The organism is Ruegeria sp. YTSC325, from assembly GCF_059609525.1.
The window spans coordinates 1-18,340 of the sequence record NZ_JBXWLY010000020.1; the positions used below are offsets into that span (position 1 = coordinate 1).

General features: G+C 58.3%; 24 protein-coding genes. 11 read left to right on the forward strand and 13 right to left on the reverse strand.

What is annotated here, in order from left to right; all coding sequences use genetic code 11:
- Window positions 1–364 precede the first annotated feature (364 nt).
- Genes AC2FF7_RS20445 through AC2FF7_RS20455 form a run of 3 tightly spaced genes read right to left on the reverse strand, consistent with a single transcriptional unit; the run spans window position 365 to window position 3,423 of the window.
- Window positions 365–1,528 carry a lytic murein transglycosylase gene (locus AC2FF7_RS20445; protein WP_480870408.1) on the reverse strand — a complete coding sequence of 388 codons (1,164 nt, stop codon included), beginning with the start codon at window positions 1,526–1,528 and terminating at the stop codon, window positions 365–367.
- Between the two features lie 12 nt (window positions 1,529–1,540).
- Entirely contained in the window at window positions 1,541–2,461 is a 921-nt protein-coding gene (cbiB, locus tag AC2FF7_RS20450; protein WP_496906241.1) for an adenosylcobinamide-phosphate synthase CbiB, read from the reverse strand.
- Entirely contained in the window at window positions 2,458–3,423 is a 966-nt protein-coding gene (locus tag AC2FF7_RS20455) for a threonine-phosphate decarboxylase (RefSeq protein WP_496906242.1), read from the reverse strand. The genes cbiB and AC2FF7_RS20455 overlap by 4 nt, the downstream gene beginning before the upstream one ends.
- A gap of 181 nt (window positions 3,424–3,604) precedes the next feature.
- On the opposite strand from AC2FF7_RS20455, the gene AC2FF7_RS20460 reads away from it, so the two are divergent.
- Entirely contained in the window at window positions 3,605–3,967 is a 363-nt protein-coding gene (locus tag AC2FF7_RS20460) for a response regulator transcription factor (protein ID WP_496906243.1), read from the forward strand.
- Here the strand turns inward: AC2FF7_RS20460 and AC2FF7_RS20465 are convergent.
- Window positions 3,949–4,938: a glutathione S-transferase family protein gene (locus AC2FF7_RS20465; RefSeq protein ID WP_496906244.1), complete on the reverse strand. Its 990-nt coding sequence runs from the start codon at window positions 4,936–4,938 to the stop codon at window positions 3,949–3,951. The genes AC2FF7_RS20460 and AC2FF7_RS20465 overlap by 19 nt on opposite strands.
- Before the next feature lie 212 nt (window positions 4,939–5,150).
- Here AC2FF7_RS20465 and AC2FF7_RS20470 point away from each other — a divergent pair, with 212 nt between their 5' ends.
- Window positions 5,151–5,504, forward strand: coding sequence for a hypothetical protein (locus tag AC2FF7_RS20470; RefSeq protein WP_209198160.1), 354 nt, complete (start codon window positions 5,151–5,153; stop codon window positions 5,502–5,504).
- Here the strand turns inward: AC2FF7_RS20470 and AC2FF7_RS20475 are convergent.
- Entirely contained in the window at window positions 5,501–5,845 is a 345-nt protein-coding gene (locus AC2FF7_RS20475) for a L,D-transpeptidase family protein (protein ID WP_480870394.1), read from the reverse strand. The two genes, AC2FF7_RS20470 and AC2FF7_RS20475, sit on opposite strands and share 4 nt — an antisense overlap.
- A gap of 177 nt (window positions 5,846–6,022) precedes the next feature.
- A complete protein-coding gene (locus AC2FF7_RS20480) occupies window positions 6,023–7,195 on the reverse strand; it encodes a MalY/PatB family protein (RefSeq protein WP_496906245.1) in 1,173 nt (390 codons plus the stop codon).
- 94 nt (window positions 7,196–7,289) lie between these two features.
- On the opposite strand from AC2FF7_RS20480, the gene def (AC2FF7_RS20485) reads away from it, so the two are divergent.
- From def (AC2FF7_RS20485) to speB, 6 genes are all read left to right on the forward strand, one after another.
- Window positions 7,290–7,808, forward strand: a complete 519-nt coding sequence (gene def / locus AC2FF7_RS20485; RefSeq protein ID WP_480870388.1) for a peptide deformylase — start codon at window positions 7,290–7,292, stop codon at window positions 7,806–7,808.
- The gene (gene def, locus AC2FF7_RS20490) at window positions 7,805–8,299 is read left to right on the forward strand and encodes a peptide deformylase (protein WP_480870386.1); all 495 of its coding nucleotides are present in this window, start codon (window positions 7,805–7,807) and stop codon (window positions 8,297–8,299) included. Before def (AC2FF7_RS20485) ends, def (AC2FF7_RS20490) begins: the two co-directional genes overlap by 4 nt.
- Before the next feature lie 2 nt (window positions 8,300–8,301).
- Entirely contained in the window at window positions 8,302–9,216 is a 915-nt protein-coding gene (gene fmt / locus AC2FF7_RS20495) for a methionyl-tRNA formyltransferase (RefSeq protein WP_496906246.1), read from the forward strand.
- Between the two features lie 5 nt (window positions 9,217–9,221).
- Window positions 9,222–9,458 carry a hypothetical protein gene (locus AC2FF7_RS20500; protein WP_170756075.1) on the forward strand — a complete coding sequence of 79 codons (237 nt, stop codon included), beginning with the start codon at window positions 9,222–9,224 and terminating at the stop codon, window positions 9,456–9,458.
- Between the two features lies 1 nt (window position 9,459).
- Window positions 9,460–9,696: a GlsB/YeaQ/YmgE family stress response membrane protein gene (locus AC2FF7_RS20505; protein ID WP_480870380.1), complete on the forward strand. Its 237-nt coding sequence runs from the start codon at window positions 9,460–9,462 to the stop codon at window positions 9,694–9,696.
- Between the two features lie 63 nt (window positions 9,697–9,759).
- The gene (gene speB, locus AC2FF7_RS20510; RefSeq protein WP_480870378.1) at window positions 9,760–10,581 is read left to right on the forward strand and encodes an agmatinase; all 822 of its coding nucleotides are present in this window, start codon (window positions 9,760–9,762) and stop codon (window positions 10,579–10,581) included.
- Window positions 10,582–10,583: 2 nt separating this feature from the next.
- Here speB and AC2FF7_RS20515 read toward each other — a convergent pair whose 3' ends face one another.
- The 7 genes from AC2FF7_RS20515 to AC2FF7_RS20545 all read right to left on the reverse strand — a co-directional run bounded on the left by AC2FF7_RS20515 (window position 10,584) and on the right by AC2FF7_RS20545 (window position 15,022).
- Complete coding sequence (locus AC2FF7_RS20515) at window positions 10,584–11,186, reverse strand: COG3904 family protein (RefSeq protein ID WP_480870375.1); 603 nt, start codon at window positions 11,184–11,186, stop codon at window positions 10,584–10,586.
- A gap of 15 nt (window positions 11,187–11,201) precedes the next feature.
- A complete protein-coding gene (locus AC2FF7_RS20520; RefSeq protein ID WP_480870372.1) occupies window positions 11,202–11,825 on the reverse strand; it encodes a trimeric intracellular cation channel family protein in 624 nt (207 codons plus the stop codon).
- The gene (rnhA, locus tag AC2FF7_RS20525; protein WP_480870369.1) at window positions 11,822–12,289 is read right to left on the reverse strand and encodes a ribonuclease HI; all 468 of its coding nucleotides are present in this window, start codon (window positions 12,287–12,289) and stop codon (window positions 11,822–11,824) included. Before rnhA ends, AC2FF7_RS20520 begins: the two co-directional genes overlap by 4 nt.
- Window positions 12,282–12,869 carry a class I SAM-dependent methyltransferase gene (locus AC2FF7_RS20530; RefSeq protein WP_480870366.1) on the reverse strand — a complete coding sequence of 196 codons (588 nt, stop codon included), beginning with the start codon at window positions 12,867–12,869 and terminating at the stop codon, window positions 12,282–12,284. Before AC2FF7_RS20530 ends, rnhA begins: the two co-directional genes overlap by 8 nt.
- Window positions 12,866–13,318: a DUF3429 domain-containing protein gene (locus AC2FF7_RS20535; protein WP_480870363.1), complete on the reverse strand. Its 453-nt coding sequence runs from the start codon at window positions 13,316–13,318 to the stop codon at window positions 12,866–12,868. Before AC2FF7_RS20535 ends, AC2FF7_RS20530 begins: the two co-directional genes overlap by 4 nt.
- Complete coding sequence (ispH, locus tag AC2FF7_RS20540) at window positions 13,315–14,265, reverse strand: 4-hydroxy-3-methylbut-2-enyl diphosphate reductase (protein WP_170356739.1); 951 nt, start codon at window positions 14,263–14,265, stop codon at window positions 13,315–13,317. Before ispH ends, AC2FF7_RS20535 begins: the two co-directional genes overlap by 4 nt.
- 184 nt (window positions 14,266–14,449) lie before the next feature.
- Complete coding sequence (locus AC2FF7_RS20545) at window positions 14,450–15,022, reverse strand: LabA-like NYN domain-containing protein (protein ID WP_170356738.1); 573 nt, start codon at window positions 15,020–15,022, stop codon at window positions 14,450–14,452.
- Between the two features lie 139 nt (window positions 15,023–15,161).
- Between AC2FF7_RS20545 and folK the strand changes: the two genes are divergently transcribed.
- The 3 genes from folK to AC2FF7_RS20560 all read left to right on the forward strand — a co-directional run bounded on the left by folK (window position 15,162) and on the right by AC2FF7_RS20560 (window position 18,338).
- Window positions 15,162–15,731: a 2-amino-4-hydroxy-6-hydroxymethyldihydropteridine diphosphokinase gene (gene folK, locus AC2FF7_RS20550; protein ID WP_480870359.1), complete on the forward strand. Its 570-nt coding sequence runs from the start codon at window positions 15,162–15,164 to the stop codon at window positions 15,729–15,731.
- Between the two features lie 94 nt (window positions 15,732–15,825).
- Complete coding sequence (gene rpoZ / locus AC2FF7_RS20555; RefSeq protein ID WP_170356736.1) at window positions 15,826–16,179, forward strand: DNA-directed RNA polymerase subunit omega; 354 nt, start codon at window positions 15,826–15,828, stop codon at window positions 16,177–16,179.
- A gap of 26 nt (window positions 16,180–16,205) precedes the next feature.
- Complete coding sequence (locus AC2FF7_RS20560) at window positions 16,206–18,338, forward strand: RelA/SpoT family protein (protein ID WP_170356735.1); 2,133 nt, start codon at window positions 16,206–16,208, stop codon at window positions 18,336–18,338.
- Window positions 18,339–18,340 lie beyond the last annotated feature (2 nt).

Consider the following 18,340-nt stretch of genomic DNA (forward strand, 5'->3'; position numbering starts at 1 on the left):
AGCCAGAATAGACTGTTCATGATATACCCCTGAAACTCAGGGGCTTGAATCACGCAGCCAAGTCGACGGCAACCAAACTAATAGGTCCAGAACCTAGCAGAGATGGATGAAGCGTTGCGCCTGCTGAATGTGACACTTGGAGACATCCTGAAAGGTTTGGATAAAACAACGGGGGCGCTTAAGGCAAAAAAATGTAGACTACAATCAGATGTCGCAGCAACTTGATCACTGTAAAAGATATCCATGGAAACACCTTGTGGGCGCGGTAAAGCTACGACTGCCCAGTGAAAAAAAGCTCGCAAGAACTATTTTTTGACCCAATTTTAACTTCATTGAGAGTTATTACGGCCTGTTATTGGAATATCTACAACCGTCCCAACAACTCGACCGTTGGCCACGCATCCGCGGGCAATCCTAGCCGCACCTGTTCTGCCTGCACGGCCGCCCGTGTTCCGGCCCCCAGAATCCCGTCGATCTTGCCCACGTCATGGCCGCGGGCCTGAAGTTTGCTCTGTAGTTGCTTCATTTGCGCGCCAGAAAGGCCCTGCGCCGGGTTACCTGCATCATAAATCTGCGCGCCCTCCAACCGCGTGCCGAAATATGCGGCGGTCAGGACGTAGGTAAAGCTCTGGTTCCACTCGAAATAGACGTCGAAATTCGGATAGGCCAGAAAGGCAGGCCCTTTATGCCCTTGCGGTAGGATCAGCGAGGCGGGCAGGTTGGACAGCGACCCGCTGCGGGCCCGAACGCCCATCGCCTGCCACTCGGACACAGGGCGCGGCTTGCCGGGGCCGGACAGGGACCAGTCCATTCGCTCGGTTACCGTAACTTCTTGCAGCCATGGCTGACCGGGCTGCCAGCCAAAGCTCGAAAGCATTTTTGCGCCCGACATCAGCGCATCCGGGGCCGAGGTTTTCAGTGAGACCTTACCGTCCCCATCCCCGTCCACACCGTTTTCAAGAATGTCGCGGGGCAGCATCTGGACCATGCCGATTTCTCCGGCCCAAGCCCCGGTGGTGCGGGCGGGATCGAAATTGCCCTGCTCGTACAATTCGATGGCGGCGAAGATTTGAGGGCGAAACAGTTCGGGACGGCGGCAATCATGGGCCAGCGTGACCAGCGCGTTGCGGGTGTTGAAATCGCCCTGAAACGCGCCGTAATCGGTTTCGAACGCCCAGAAGGCCAGCAGTACGCCGCGCGAGATGCCGTATTCGCGCTCGATCCGGTCAAAAACCGCGTCATATTTGCGCGACATGGCCCGCCCGCGATCAATCCGGTTTTGCGAAATCAGGCGGCGAGAGAATTCAATGAACGGTTTCTGAAACACGCCCTGCGCGCGGTCGGCTTTAAGCACTGCATTGTCCTGTTGCACACCTTTGAAGAAGGCGTTGACGGTGGCGCGGTCATAGCCTTGCTGCGCGGCCTCGGATTTCAGATCCTTGACGAAACTATTGAACCCTCCGCCACATTGGGCAAAGGCGGGCGAGGTCAGCAGGGCGGTGGCCAAAAGGCCAGAAAGCAAGCGCATGAAACGGGTCCGTTACAGAATAAAGCTGAACCCAACCCACACCGACACGAGGCCAAGCGCAAGCCCCCAAACCCGCCATAGCATGTCACATGCGCGGAAAACCTCTGACGCGCCGATATCGCGGGGGGCGTCACCATTGACCCAGGCAAGATCGCGCAATTGCCCGTCATAACTGCGAGGCCCGGCAAGTGCCACGTTCAGGGCGCGGGCCATTGCGGCTTCGGGCCAGCCTGCATTTGGCGAGATATGGCGGTGCGCATCGGCGACCATCTCAGACCAGCGCGCCCATTGGCCTGATAGGGCTACGATCATCATGCAGGTCAGGCGGGCAGGGATCAGGTTCAGCAGGTCGTCCAGACGGGCGGCGGCCCAGCCGAAGTCTCGGTATTTGTCGGTCCGGTAGCCGATCATGCTGTCGGCCGTGTTAACGGCTTTGTAGACCAGCAGTCCGGGCAAACCGCCAATAAGAAACCAGAAGGCGGGCGCAATGACCCCGTCGCTCAGGTTCTCGGCCGCGCTTTCGATGGCGGATCGGGCCACCTGCGCCTGTGTCATGTCGCGTGTATCGCGTGAAACGATCATGGCGACCTGCGCACGCCCCTCAGGTAGGGATGCCCGCAAGCCTTCCCCGACCGCGCGCACATGGTTAACCAGCGATTTTTGCGCCAACAGGATGGCGCAGGCGATGATCTGGACTACTGGTCCCAGCAGTCTGAGTCCCCAACCGATTACCAATGCACCTACTACCAGTAGGATGACCACACCAACGCCCTTCAGCCGCCGATGCGCCCCGTGGTTCAAACGCTTGTCTAGCGCGCCGATCACGTTGCCGATCATGACCGCCGGGTGTTTGACGCGCGACCATAGCCAGTCTGGCTCACCTAAGGCAGCGTCCAGACATAGGGCGCAGACCAGCAGGAAGGCGGTGCTCACAGTGCGGCCTCAAGCCTGTCCCAGCCATCTGCAGGGGGCAGGCCCAACCGCAGGTAGGTTTGGGAATAGGGGAAGATGCGGCTCCAGATATGGGCGCGGGCCAAACGGGTTTGCCATTGGGCAGCGTCATCGACTTGATAGAGGCGGAACAGTGTGGTGCCACCAGCAAGCTGCGCGCCCTTTGCGATCATAAGCGCATCCAGTCGAGCGGTGTCCGTCGTCAGGCGCTGACGGGTGGAATTGGCCCAATCGGGATCGGTCAGGGCGCGCTGACCGACGCGAAGCGCCGGCCCAGACACTGCCCAAGGGCCGGTCAGGTCGTTCAGGCGGGCGATCAGCAGTGGATCACCGATTGCAAACCCTAGACGCAGCCCGGCCAGCCCCCAGAACTTGCCGAAGCTTTTCAAAACGATCACGCCCGGTCGCGCGGCCAGGTGGATCAGTGACACCTCTGGAGTGACGTCACAAAAGCTCTCGTCAATTATGGTCAGCGGGGCATTCACGTCTGACTTGTCCCAATAGCGACCATCTGGATTGTTGGGGTGGACGATGACGCGGGACTGGGCCGGTCCACCAGATTGGACTTTCCAGCCCTGCGCGGAAAAGGCTGCGGCATGTTCATTGTAAGTGGGCATGGTGATCTGAACGCGGCCTGTCGGCGCAAGTGCGGGGATACGGGCGATCAGGGCCGATGCGCCGGGCGAGGGCAAAACGGCCGCGTCTGCCGGGACTGACCAGAAGTGTCGGGCGGCTTGCGACAGCTGTTCGAATGCGCCGTGATCTGGAAGTGCGGTCCAATCTTCATGGGACAGCGCGGCTATGGGGTACGGATGAGGATTGATTCCGGTCGAAAGGTCGATCCAGTTCCCGCGCGCGCCGCCATAGGCCGCAATCGCTGCATCCAACCCGCCGCCGTGGTCTCGCGCAGCCCGTGGGTTCAAGTTTTTGTCAGAGCTTGTCATCTAGGTCCCGCCGGAATCGCGTATTTCTGGCTGTTTCAAGCGGATTTTCGCCGTTTTTACAAGCGAATCCGCGCGGTCACGAAAAGCCGAAAACAGCGTTAACACTTTGTTAAGGAAATAACGTGATCACAAACCACAGGGATCGGCACTACTCACCACAACATGGGCCGAGGTTTTACGTATGAATGTTTTGATTGTTGAGAGTAACCCCGATCTGGGTCGGGTCTGGCAAAGGCATCTTGAACGACAAGGTGCCGAAGTGACGTTGGTCACTGGGCAAGAGGCTGCAATTCTTGCGCTCTATGGGGCTGAGTTCGATATCATTGTGCTCGATTTGGTGTTAGAGGCGGGCAGCGCGCTGGCCGTCGCAGATTTCGCCAGTTATCGCCGCCCCGAGGCACGGGTGATTTTTGTCACCAATACCACCTTCTTTTCGGACGGGTCGATCTTTGCCCACAGCCCTAACGCTTGCGCTTATGTGCAAAGCGCAACGCCGCCAGAGGATCTGGCGGCGATGGTCGGGCACTACGCAGCGGGTCGCTGACCGCGCCCATGAGGTTCCATGAAGTCCAGCACCGGGTTGGTCGGGATGATGCGATGCGGATTGATGCTTTCGTGGCTATAGTGATAGTGGCGCACGATGTGCTCCATGTTGACCGTGTGTGCGACGCCCGGCCATTGGTATAGCTCGCGCGTGTAGGCCCACAGGTTCGGATAGTCGATCAGTCGCCGCCGGTTGCATTTGAAATGCAGATGATAGACCGGGTCGAACCGGATCAGAGTAGTAAACAGGCGCCAATCGGCCTCGGTGACGCGATCACCCATCAGATAGCGGCTCTGAGACAAGCGCTGTTCGAGCCAATCCAGAGTATCAAATAGCGGTCCCACCGCACTGTCATAAGCGGTTTGGCTGGTGGCGAAGCCGGACTTGTAGACCCCGTTATTGACGTCGGAATAGATGCGAGCGTTGACCTCCTCGATGTCGTCGCGCATCGCCTCGGGCCAATAGTCATCGGTGTTTCCGGTGATGCCATCAAACGCCGAATTGAACATGCGGATGATTTCCGAGCTTTCATTGGAAACGATCGTCTCTTGCCGTTTGTCCCAAAGGATTGGCACAGTTACACGGCCGGAATAGGACGGATCCGCCTTGGTATAGACCTGATGGGCATAATCCAGCCCGTAAAGATCGTCGCCGGTCGCGCCGTTGTCATCCGTCTCGAAGGTCCAGCCTTTATCCAGCATATCCGGATGAACGACCGAAACCGAGATTAGGTCGTTTAGCCCCTTGAGTTTGCGGAAGATGAGGGTGCGATGCGCCCAGGGGCACGCGTGGCTCACATAGAGGTGATAGCGCCCCGGTTCCGCATTGAACCCACCCTTGCCCGAAGGGCCGGGCGTGCCGTCGGCGGTCAGCCAGTTGCGGAACTGCGCGGCGCTTCGTTTGAACGCGCCACCTGTGGATTTGGTGTCATACCACGTGTCATGCCACTTGCCGTCGACCAACAGGCCCATCTGTATTCCTCCGCTTAGAGATTTATCGAAAGATAGGCGTCTGAGCGCGGTGTTCCTATGCGAGCAGGCGCGCATTTTGCCTGCGTTTGCGCACAGACCATGGCGCGTGCGCCCGCAACACGGTGATGAAGACTGGATTTAAAGTAACCGGTTTCACTAGATTTTTACGATTGAGAGCGCACAATAGTACTCACTGCCGGGGGAGTTTTTTGATGAGTACCTATGTTTCCAAGGAAATAAGCGCTGAACTGGACGCGGCTCGAATCGCGGGCCTGAAGAGAACGAGCCGTCTTCGTGTGGAATTTGGCGACAATACCTTCAAAATTTTAAGATTGTGGAAGGATGGCTTCACGGTTGAGGCTGAAACCACTCCGCAACTGCGCGGTCTGGTCGATATCTATGACGGCGCGCGCCATCTGTACCAATGCCTGATCATCGCGGATGAAGCGCAGGCGGGTGAAATGCGCTATGATTTCAAACGCAGCACTGCCGCAGCCGACAAGGCGCCGCTGGATTTCTACCGCGCGCCGGATGCGCCGATCGCGCTGTTGGGGCACGAGGACTAGGGGCGGATTTCCACGGTCGTCCCATTTGGCGTCAAACTCCAGCGCCGTGCCATTTCGACATTTGACAGGGCGATACAATCGGCTGTCCAATCACCGGGCAGGGAAAGGCCTACAATCCCGTTCGGCTGGCCATGAATGAATATGTCGCCCCCCGGATCAACGCCCTGAGCCCGCGCGCGGGCGATGTCTTTGGGTTTGGGGTAATTGATCCCAAGGGAAAGGTGATAGGCGCTCTGAGGATTGCGCTTGTCAATCTTGAACGCCCTGATGGGCGTTTTTCTATCGCCCTTTTGCTGTTTGTCACCCTGCGGCGCAAAGCCCAGTGCGACATCCGATTGCATCACGACCATCCCGTTCGCAGACGCGGTCAGTCGCCGGGCGGATTTTAGATCAGGATGTGGTCGATCTGTGCGGTTTCGGGAACCATTCCGGCGCGGGCGGACGTGGCCCGTATCGGTGCTACCCAACCCATGCTGCGCTGATCAGGCACAGCACAAGAGTTATCTTTAAGGCCCGCCTCACTGCAAATCGGCAAACGCTTGTTTCAGGCGGGCACAGGCGTCCTCCACTCGGCTGCGTTGGGTGGCCAGGTTGAACCGCTCAAAGGTTTCTCCGCCCGCGCCGAAGCCTGGGCCCGATGTGGTGGCGATTTTGGCATCCTGACGCAGGCGACGAATGAATTCGGGATGGTCCATTCCGGTGCCCGAGAAATCAACCCAGGCCAGATAGGTCGCCTGCAGTGGCATGGACCAAAGACCGGGGATTTCCGCAATCGTTGCATCAAACAGACGGCGGTTGCTGTCCAGATGTACGATCTGCTCGTCGACCCATGCGGCGCCCTCTGGGGTGTAGGCGGCCGTGATCATCGCCACGCCAAGCGCATTGGGGTCGTAGTCCAGCGTCTGGATGCGGTTGCGCATGGCCGCGCGCAATTTGGGATCTGGGATGATCATGTTGCCAGTGCGCTGACCGGCGATGTTGAACGTTTTGGAAGGCGCCGTCAGCGTTACGGTCCAGGGCCGCGCATCCGGGGCGGCCACGTCCATCGGGACAAACGTTTGGCCGGGATAGACCAGGTCATGATGAATTTCATCCGACACCAAAACCAGCCCATTCCGTTCGGCAAAAGCTGCAACGGCGCGCAGCTCATCTGGTGTCCAGACCCGCCCCGACGGGTTCTGAGGCGAACACCACAACAGCATCTTTTCTGATCCGTCCAGCCGCGATTGCGCATCATCCAGATCCACCCCGTAGCTGTCGCCATCTCGCACCAACGGGCACTCTACCACCATGCGGCCCGATTTGTTCACCTTGTGCGCAAACTCATGGTAAACGGGCGAAAAAATGACCACTCCGTCGCCCGGTTCGGTCCAGACGTCCAGACATAGGGCGATCGCGTTCCCCAACCCCTGTGAAGTCAGAACCCAATCGGTGTCGATGTCCCATCCATGACGGTTTTTCATCCACCACTGGACCGAACTCAGATAGTCCGGGTGCATCCAAGAATAGCCAAAAACCCCATGGTCCGCCGCTTGCCGCACGACATCGACAACACATGGCGCCGTAGGATAATCGGAATCGGCCGTCCACATGGCCAGCCCGTCATCCGGTGAAACGCCGTACAGGCGCTCCATCTTATCCCATTTAGAACTGTTGGTGCCCCGGCGGTCGATCAAGTCGTTGAACGTCATGTTGTCTCCATCTGTCGGACGGAAAGCTAGTCACAATCGTGGCGGGTGCAAGGGGGGCGTTGCGGCGGGGGGCGCGATGGCCTAAATCAACGACATGAAACGCTCAATTCTTATTCACCCCGATCCGCGCTTGAAAAAAGTTTGCGCCCCCGTTGATGAACTGACGGATGAACTGCGCAAACTGGCTGATGACATGCTGGAGACAATGTACGACGCTCCTGGTATCGGGCTGGCTGCACCGCAGATTGGCATCCTGGATCGGTTGATCGTGTTGGATTGCGTCAAGGAAGAGGGCGAGGCACCGCGCCCCCTGATCATGTTCAACCCCGAGATCGTGGCCTCTTCGGACGAAACAAATGTTTATGAAGAGGGCTGCCTGTCGATTCCCGAACAATATGCCGAAGTCACCCGTCCCAAAGTGGTGGAGGTGGCTTGGATGGATCGTGACGGTAACGCACAACAAGAAACGTTTGATGACCTTTGGGCGACCTGCGTGCAGCATGAGATCGACCACCTGAACGGTAAGCTGTTCATCGACTATCTCAAGCCGCTGAAACGCCAGATGATCACGCGTAAGATGCAGAAGTTGAAACGCGAAAAGGCCCGCGCATGACCGTACGCACCTGCCTGCCTTGGCCCGACAAACGCCTGCGGACCAAGGCCGAGGACGTGACCGAGATTACCGATGAAATCCGGGCCATCTGGGACGACATGATCGACACGATGGAGGCGATGCCCGGTGTTGGTCTTGCGGGCCCTCAGATCGGAGTGATGTTGCGGCTGGCCGTGGTGGATGGCTCGACCGAGCGTGGGCGTGCGGTGCGGTTGGCGAACCCGGAAATCCTGCACAGCTCGATTGAACTGCGCGAGCATGATGAAGCCAGCCCGAACCTTCCCGGCGTGTCTGCCAAGGTGAAACGCCCCCGTGCGGTGACGGTGAAATTCCTGAACGAACAGGGCATGATCGATCGTCGTGATTTTGTGGGGATTGAGGCCACCAGCGTGCAGCACCAGATCGACCACTTGAACGGTCGGATGTATTTCGACCGTCTCAGCAAGGTCAAACGCGATATTCTGCTGCGCAAAGCCAGAAAGCAGGGGTAGAAATGCGCATCATTTTCATGGGAACGCCCGATTTCTCGGTGCCGGTACTGGACGCGCTGGTCGAAGCCGGGCATGAGATCGCCGCTGTTTACTGCCAACCACCACGCCCAGCAGGGCGAGGTAAGAAAGACCGGCCAACCCCTGTTCATGCACGGGCCGAGGCGCTTGGCTTTGATGTTCGTCACCCGGTGTCATTAAAGTCGATCGAAGAACAAGAAGCCTTCGCAGCGCTGAAAGCGGATGTGGCCGTTGTCGTTGCCTATGGTCTGCTGTTGCCGCAACCTGTTCTGGATGCGCCCAAACAGGGGTGTCTGAATATTCACGCCAGCCTTTTACCGCGCTGGCGCGGGGCCGCGCCGCTGCAGCGCGCAATCATGGCGGGGGACGCTCAGACCGGCGTCTGCATCATGCAAATGGAGGCCGGACTGGACACTGGGCCGGTCCTTTTGCGACGTGCCACCGATATCGGGACACAGGAAACCACGGCGCACCTGCATGACAGACTGTCAGAAATGGGTGCAGCGATAATTGTGGAAACGTTGGACACCTTATCGGACCTGACACCGGAACCTCAGTCCGAGGACGGAGTGACCTACGCGGCAAAGATCGACAAGTCCGAGGCGCGTGTCGACTGGACCCGCCCAGCCGTCGAAGTCGACCGGCAAATCCGTGGCCTGTCCCCCTTTCCCGGCGCCTGGACCGAGATGGGAGGCGAGCGTATCAAGCTGTTGGCTTCTCGGTTGGCAGTGGGGCAGGGGCAGCCGGGTGAGTTGTTGGATGATACCCTCCGCGTTGCCTGTGGCGATGGCGCGATTGACCTATTGCGCTTGCAGCGGGCTGGGAAAGCGGCGCAGGATGCAGCAACTTTCCTAAGGGGTTGGCCAGTCGCAGCTGGGACCAATTTAACGTCGGGGTAAAGTAGATGTTCATGGTCTTGATGGGTACGGTGGTTATCGCTGGCATCGTAGGATATCTGTCTGAGAAGACGGGATTTACCCACAATGGGTATCTGCCCTCAATCATCATTTGTGTGGGCGGAGCGTTCCTGTTTTACTTTGTCCGGATCATGTTCGGCATCAGCTTTGGGCCGCCTGGTTTTGATGCCGTGCTGTCCTCGATTGGTGCGCTTATCATCGTTCCGACTCATTGGAGGAAATAACGTGCCCGTCATCGCCCTGATCATCATCGGAGCTACAGCCGGGTTTCTGGCGACCCGCCTGATGCGGATCGAGGCGGATATCCCCACAACCATGCTGATCGGCATTGTCGGCGCATTGGTGGGCGGGTTTATCCTGCGTGCCCTGATTGCCATGGCGGGCTGGCTGTCGGGTTTTGTTGGCGCGGTTCTGGGCGCTTTGTTGGTGATCTGGATCTGGCAGAGATATCTGCGTCGCTGACCCCTTGACCTTTCGGGTCGAACCCGGCCAGATCGCCAGGAAATTCTATCCGAAAGGCGCCCCATGTCGCATGATTTGAACCCCGGTGACGTTGCCCTGATGGGCGTTCCGCTGGACCTGCATTCTTCGTTCCTGCAGGGGCCTGCCTTTGCGCCGGGCCGCATTCGTGAGGCACTGCATTCCGGAGCTGCCAACCTGACTGCCGAAGACGGCACCGATCTGGGCGCGACCGACCGGTTTAAGGATACCGGCGATCTGGACGTGTTCGAGATGATTGGACAGGAACCCATCGACCGGATCGAGGCCGGGGCCGCCGAGCGTATCGCAACCGGCGCGCGGCTGTTGTCGCTGGGGGGCGACCACTCGGTCGCGTATCCGCTGATCAAAGCGCACTCAGAGCGGTATGAGGGATTGAACATCCTGCATGTCGACTCGCACCCTGACCTTTACGACAGTCAGCAGGTCGGCCCGCTGGGTCACGGTTGCCCCTTCGCGCGGGTCATGGAGACGTGCCAGATCAACCGTCTGGTGCAGGTCGGTATCCGCACCATGAACAAGCATCAGCAGGAACAGGCCGACAAGTTCGGCGTCGAAGTGATCGACATGCAAAGCTGGAGCCCGGATCTTGAGATCAGCTTTGACGGCCCTGTTTACCTTTCGCTGGATCTGGACGCGCTGGACCCGGCCTTTGCGCCGGGTGTTTCGCATCACGAGCCCGGTGGGCTGAGCACGCGCGAGGTGATAAACCTGATCCACCGTTTCAAGGGCCAGTTGGTTGGCGCGGATATTGTCGAGCTGAACCCTCACCGCGATCCCTATGGCATCACCGCGATGGTGGCGGCGAAATTCGTCAAGGAAATCGGCGGGCGTCTGCTGTCGCGCTGACCCTAACGCGCGTCACATTGGGCGGCTGATCCCAGACGGGGTGCGCCACCCGTGGTCATGTCGAACCGGTCAGCCTCGGACGCGTTCATCCAATGCATCCCCTCGGACGGGGCCGCGTCCAACGTGTACCAGTAGAACGCCTCATCCACGCCGATATCTTCGAAATAGTCCAGATATCGGTCATGTTCCGGGTCGTCCTTGGGGATTTCGGTGGCGACGATGTTCCAGCCGCCCCAACTGTGGACGCCGACGCACGCTCCGGGCTCCAGCACGCGGCGCTTCCCTGCCAGAAACAGGTCGGTTCCGCCCGAAGCGATCAGCCCGTCTGAGGGCACAATCGTATCGAACCCCTGCTCGTGAACCACGCGGGAAAAAACCACATTCGCGTCGTCATCCATCGAGCCTTCAATATAGCTTAGCACCAGTGTTTTTGCGTCGGGGTTTCGCTGGATTACCTCAAGAAACGCATCCAGCGTCGTATGGTCGATAGTACCTGTGGCCACGATTTGATCTCCCTGCGCGGCAAACTGCATGGGGTCATATTGTTGACCGCAGCCAGCGAGGGCAGCGAGTCCGGCGATGACGATACAAAATGCAGGTTTCATGCGTAGAGGCCCTATTCAAACACGCGGTGGGCGGCTTTTGTAGACAGGCAGTTTCCAACCAAACAGCAATGACCCCGCCCTCAAGGCCCAGCAGACCAGCGCACAAGACGCCAGAATGGCCAGATCGTCCAGCCCAAGGCGGCTGGCGGCAACGGCGGTCAGCGCCCCGGCAAAGGCGCACGAGACGTAAAGTTCGCCCTGTTTCAGCACCAGAGGCACTTCGTTGCAGACCACATCGCGCATCAACCCGCCCAGACATCCGGTGCTGATCCCCATCAGCACGACGACCACGCCCGATTGCCCCAGCGACAAAGCGGTGGCCGATCCGGCTGCGACGGCGATTGACAGTGCAAAACTGTCCAGCCAGATCAGCCAGTTATAGCGGCTTTCCACCAGATGTGCGGTGAAGAACACCAATACGGCGGCGGCCACTGCGATCAGGATGTAATCCGGTTGTCCGACCCAGAAAACCGGGTCGCGGTTTAGCAGCAAATCACGGACAGTGCCGCCGCCCACGGCGGTCAGGCTGGCGATAAAGGCAAAGCCCACCAGATCTAGCTGCGCCCGACTGGCCACCAGCGCCCCGGTCAGTGCGAACACAAGAACCGAGGCATAGTCGAGCAGCGCCAGCCAGCTCATGCCTGTGTCTTTTTTGGCTTGAACGGTGCCATGCCGGCGCGGGCCAGTTCATCGGCCTTTTCGTTTTCAGGATGGCCCGCGTGGCCTTTGACCCATTCCCAGGTCACGTCATGACGAGTTTGTGCCTCGTCCAGCCTCTGCCACAGATCTATATTCTTGACAGGCTTCTTGTTCGAAGTTTTCCAGCCGTTCCGCTTCCACCCGAAAATCCACCCTGTGACGCCGTTTTTCACATAGGCGCTGTCTGTCACAACGGTGATCTTCGAGGCCCGGTCCAACGTTTCGAGCGCGCTGATCGCGGCCAGCAGCTCCATCCGGTTGTTTGTGGTCTCGGCCTCGCCGCCGTTGAGTTCCCGCTCTTTCAGGACATTGTCGCCATCCATCGCGCGCAAAAGCACGCCCCAGCCGCCGGGGCCCGGATTACCGGAACATGCGCCGTCGGTATAGGCAAACAGCTCAGGCATGGGCCAACACCAGAATGAAACCATCATACGAACCCGCAAGGCCCGCACCCACGCCCGTGGTGATCCAGTCGATGGTGAATCCGGTCTGGGACAGCGCTTCTTCGATTTCAGTCTGCGAGAAATAGGTGTAACGGCGGTCCAGATCGTCGCGATGTTCACCAGTCCCGAGTTTTAACCCCAGAAAAAAGACTCCTGCGGGTTTCAGCGCCTTGTGGATGGCTGACAGGTGTCGGGGGAAATCGGCGCGAGGGGCATGTAACAGCGAGAAACTTGCGTAGACTCCATCATACTCGGCCTCTTCGGTCACGTCGTCGAACGTCCCCAGATGAGCGTCCACACCGTTTTCACGCGCGTGTTCGACAAAAGCGGGTGTGGCGTCGATGGCGCGGACGCGCAGACCTTGCCGTTGCAGAAAGGCGCTGTCCGATCCCGGGCCGGCCCCGAGATCCAGTACGTGTCCGCCTTCCACGACCGCTTCTGCAAAGGCCATGCGGGCTTCGATCTGTTCAGGGGGTAGGGGAACACTGAGGTAATCAGCGACGCGAGAGGAATAGGCGTCAATCGTTCTTTTGTCGGTCACAAGTATACTCCAACGGCAAGGCAGACCAGAACGACGGCTGTCAGCAACATGCGCAGACGCATCCACCAAACCGGCGTCAGTCGCCAGTATGAGAACACAGCGTCCAGCAAAAGTAACCCGGCAAAGCCCCACATCAGGTTGGTACCTGCCGCGACGGGTCCACCGCCCGTTTTGAAAAAGGCCCAAAGCGCTGGGAGAACGGACAACAGATAGCAGGTCGCAGCCTTACTGCCCGATGTCTTCGTCGCAAACCCCCACAAAACGCCAGACATAAAGCTGAGGATGATCGAGCCGTAGAACAGTTGAACGTAAGGCCCCACGAAACGGGAACCCAGCGCCTGTGTGCCCCAGGCATGCAGATCATCGTTCAAGTAAGTCAGCGCCCCCCAGACGAAGGGGATCAATCCGGCTAGCCCCAGAACCAAAGGGGCGCGTGGAATACCGTTCATGCCGGTTCGCGCAAAACGCGCGGGACTTTGAATTCGACGTTTTCAACCGCTGTTTCGACCAATTCGACTTTTACATCAAAATGATCTCGGAATGCGTCGATCACTTCATTCACCAAGACCTCGGGAGCAGACGCACCAGCAGTGATCGCGACCGAGGAAATCCCTTCCAAAGCGCGCCAGTCGATATCTGTCGAACGTTGTACCAGTTGCGCATAGTTACACCCGGCGCGTGCGGCAACTTCGACCAGACGACGTGAATTGGACGAATTGGGCGCCCCCACAACCAACAGCGCATCGGATTTGGGGGCCACAGCTTTGACAGCTTCCTGCCTGTTCGTGGTCGCGTAGCAAATGTCTTCTTTGTGTGGGCTTACAATGGCTGGAAACCGCGCCTGTAGCGCTGCGATGATGTCCTTGGTATCATCAACGGACAGGGTCGTTTGCGTTACAAAGGCCAGCTTGTCGGGATCGCGCACGGCGACGGTGGCGACGTCCTCGACGGTTTCGACCAGTAGGACCTCGCCCTCGGGCAGTTGCCCCATGGTGCCGACAGTTTCGGGGTGTCCTTTGTGACCGATCATGATCATCTGCAACCCGGCTTCGGCATGGCGCTGCGCTTCGACATGGACTTTGGACACCAGCGGACAGGTCGCGTCGACATAGATCATCTCGCGCTGGGCAGCCGCTGCAGGTACCGATTTAGGAACGCCGTGGGCCGAAAAAATTACCGGCCGGTCATCGGGGCATTCATCCAGTTCTTCGACGAACACCGCACCTTTTTCACGCAGCCCGTCCACTACGAATTTGTTGTGCACGATCTCATGACGCACATAGACCGGAGCGCCCCATTTCTGTAGCGCCATTTCCACAATCTTAATCGCCCGGTCTACACCGGCGCAGAACCCACGCGGTGCTGCCAGATACAGCGTCAGGGATGGCTTTGTCATGTCACGTTCTCCTTAAGGCCACAGGTAGGTCTTTTCCTCGCCATGGTCCAGACAGGACAGTGTCATTCATCTGACATGAATCAGTGCTATCAAACAGATGTTTCATCACCTGTTTCTAGTTTAAGACGCGCGGTCAGGGCATCAACCCTGACCGCGTTCTTTATCTTTTGGTGTTTGGTGCGTGTTACTGACCGCTTGCAGCTACGCTGCGCGGTTCCATCGGAATGTCACGCGGCGGGCGGCCGATCACATCGCGCAGGTCTTCAAGCTCGATGAAGTTGTCGGCCTGACGGCGCAACTCGTCCGAGATCATCGGCGGCTGGCTACGGATGGTCGACACGACCGAAACGCGCACGCCCTGACGTTGCAGACTTGCTATCAGCGGGCGGAAGTCCCCATCGCCCGAAAACAGCACAATGTGATCAACGCGCGGTGCCAGTTCCATGGCATCGACGGTCAGTTCGATATCCATGTTTCCTTTGACTTTCCGACGCCCCATGCTGTCGGTGTATTCTTTTGCCGGTTTCGTCACCATGGTGAAGCCGTTGTAATGCAGCCAGTCTACCAGGGGGCGGATGGGCGAATACTCGTCATTTTCCAAAAGCGCTGTGTAGTAAAAAGCACGAAGCATCTTCCCGCGGCGCATGAATTCCTGACGCAGCAGTTTGTAGTCGATGTCAAATCCAAGTGCTTTCGCGGCCGCATAAAGATTCGAGCCGTCGATGAACAGCGCTAGCCGTTCGTCTTTATAAAACATAAATAGGTCCTTCCGGTATCTACCAGAACGCCGGGTGTTACGTGAGTGAGCTAGGAAATTGGCGGCGCGCTGATACGCCTATAATTAGGGCATTTAATGTGTATCGCAAGTATGCAATTCGCCGAATATAGGGAATAGTATGTGCAAATTTACGTCAGAATCGGTCATTGCATTGGGCGCAAATCTCAATTTGAGAGGCTGCGGACCCAAGGTGACACTAGAACAGGCAATTGACGCAATTTCACGTCAGGGCTTGGTGATTCGCGCCGTCAGCCGATTCTACGAGACCCCCTGTTTTCCAGTGGGTGCTGGACCGGATTACGTGAACGCGGCTGTTTTGGTCGAAACGGACAAGTCAGCTGCAGACTTGTTGCAAATGCTGCATGAGGTCGAACACGAATTCGGGCGCGAACGAATACAGCGCTGGGGGATGCGGACGTTGGATCTGGATCTGGTATGTTTCGGCGACCAAGTGCTTCCGGATACGTCAACCTATAACCAATGGCGGACGCTGCCGTCGCAGGAACAGATGCAGCAGGCGCCGGACCGGTTGATCCTGCCGCATCCGCGTCTTCAGGATCGCGCCTTCGTGCTGGTGCCAATGGCTGATGTCGCCCCGGATTGGTACCATCCCGTGCTGGGTCTGACGGTCCGGGAAATGGTGGCAGCCCTGCCTGTCGATGATATTGCCGCCGTTACCCCTTTGTGATCGGTGCATTTGCGGCATTTCCTGCTTGTCAAGGCAGGGATTCGCCCTTAGATAAACCTCTTCCTGACATGGACTCAGAAACGGAGAGCGCCCAATGGCCCGCGTGACGGTAGAAGATTGCGTAGACAAGGTACAAAACCGGTTCGAGCTGGTGATGCTTGCCGCCCATCGTGCGCGTGAGATTTCCGCAGGTGCTGCGATCACTGTGGACCGCGACAATGACAAAAACCCGGTTGTGTCGCTGCGCGAAATCGCCGACGAAACCCAAAGCGCTGATGAACTGCGCGAACGCCTGATCGAGGCCAACCAGACCCAGATCGAGGTTGATGAGCCCGAAGAGGACCAGATGGCGCTGCTGATGGGTGCGGAATCCGACAAGCCTGCAGATGATGACATGTCCGAAGAGAAGCTGCTGCGCGCTCTGATGGAGGCTCAAGGCCAGGGGTAATCCCCAAAAACGAAGGTGCGGACCGGATGATTTCTGCTGAAGACCTGATTGCGCTGGTCCGCAACTACAACCCCAAGACAAATGCTGACCGCATTGCCCGTGCCTATGAGTTCGGAAGTCAGATGCATGAGGGTCAGTTCCGCCACTCTGGCGAACCCTATTTCACCCATCCTGTTGCCGTTGCCGCCATCCTGACCGAACAGCGTCTGGATGATGCCACGATCATTACCGCACTACTGCATGACACGATCGAGGATACCAAGGCCAATTACGGCAAGGTGTCCGAGCTGTTCGGGGACGAAGTGGCCAAGCTGGTCGATGGCGTCACCAAGCTGACCAACTTGCAGCTGTCCAGCAGGGAAACCAAACAGGCCGAGAACTTCCGCAAGCTGTTCATGGCCATGTCCAAAGATTTGCGGGTCATTCTTGTCAAGCTGGCAGACCGTTTGCACAACATGCGCACGATCAAGGCGATGCGCCCCGAAAAACAGGTTCAAAAAGCGCGCGAGACGATGGATATCTACGCGCCACTTGCGGGCCGTATGGGGATGCAATGGATGCGCGAAGAGCTGGAGGATCTGGCCTTCCGCGTGCTGAACCCCGAAGGTCGGCAGTCGATCATCCGGCGGTTTATCACTCTGCAAAGGGAAACCGGCGATGTGATCCATCGGATCACCGGCGATATGCGCCTTGAATTGGACAAGGCTGGGATCGAAGCCGAGGTGTTCGGCCGAGCCAAAAAACCCTATTCGATCTGGCGCAAGATGCAGGAAAAGGATCAGGGCTTTTCGCGTCTGTCCGATATCTATGGCTTCCGCATTATCACTCAGACAGAAGAAGACTGCTATAGGACCCTTGGCGCGATCCACCAGCGCTGGCGCGCGGTGCCGGGACGGTTCAAGGATTATATCAGCCAGCCAAAATCGAACGGATACCGCTCGATCCACACAACGGTATCGGGGCGGGATGGCAAAAGGGTCGAGGTTCAGATCCGTACTCGCCAAATGCACGATGTGGCCGAGACGGGTGTGGCGGCGCACTGGTCGTACCGCGACGGGGTGCGGTCCGAAAACCCCTTTGCCGTGGACCCGGCAAAGTGGATTGCCAACTTGACCGAGCAGTTCGACAGCGAGGATGATCACGAGGATTTCCTCGAAGCCGTCAAGCTTGAGATGTATTCCGACCAGGTGTTCTGCTTCACGCCCAAGGGCGATGTGGTGAAACTGCCGCGTGGGGCGACACCAATCGATTTCGCCTATGCGATCCACACGCGGATTGGCCATGCTTGTGTCGGGGCCAAGGTGGACGGTATCCGGGTGCCGCTGTGGACCCGGATCAAGAACGGCCAATCGGTCGATGTTATCACGGCCGACGGACAGACCCCGCAGGTCACATGGCTTGAGATTGCGGTCACTGGCAAAGCCCGCACTGCCATCCGGCGCGCTTTGCGTGAAGTCGACCGCGAGCGTTTCATCAAATTGGGCAAGGAACTGGCGCGCTCGGGGTTCGAACATGTGGGCCGAAAGGCGACGGACAAGGCGTTGGACACGGCCGCCAAGCATTTGCGTCTGAAGGACCGACACGAATTGTTGGCTCGTTTGGGCAGTGCCGAACTGACGGCCCATGACGTGGTGAGCGCCGTTTATCCAGAGCTTACGCAGGATGAAGGGGACGCGATCCCCCTGCGCCGCGCTGTGATTGGTCTTGAGCCGGGTCAGAAATTCGACCGGGCACCATGTTGTCAGCCCCTGCCGGGAGAGCGGATTGTCGGCATCACCTATCGTGGCAAAGGGGTGGTGGTGCATGCCATCGATTGTGACCGCCTGACCGAGTTTGAAGGCGAACCCGAGCGTTGGGTGGACTTGCATTGGCACACTGGCACCCATCCGGCGGTCTATGGCGCGACGCTGGATCTGACCATTGGAAACGATGCGGGTGTACTGGGGCGTATTTGCACATTGATCGGTGAGAAAAAGGCCAATATCTCGAACCTTGAATTCGTCGACCGGAAACCGGATTTTTACCGTCTTCTGATCAATGTCGAACTGCGCGACCTTGAACAGCTTCATTCTTTGATGCTGATGCTTGAGGCCGAAAGCGATGTTGCTGCTGTCGAACGCTACAGAGACAGGACCAAGACCGCCGTGGCGGCTGGCTGAGA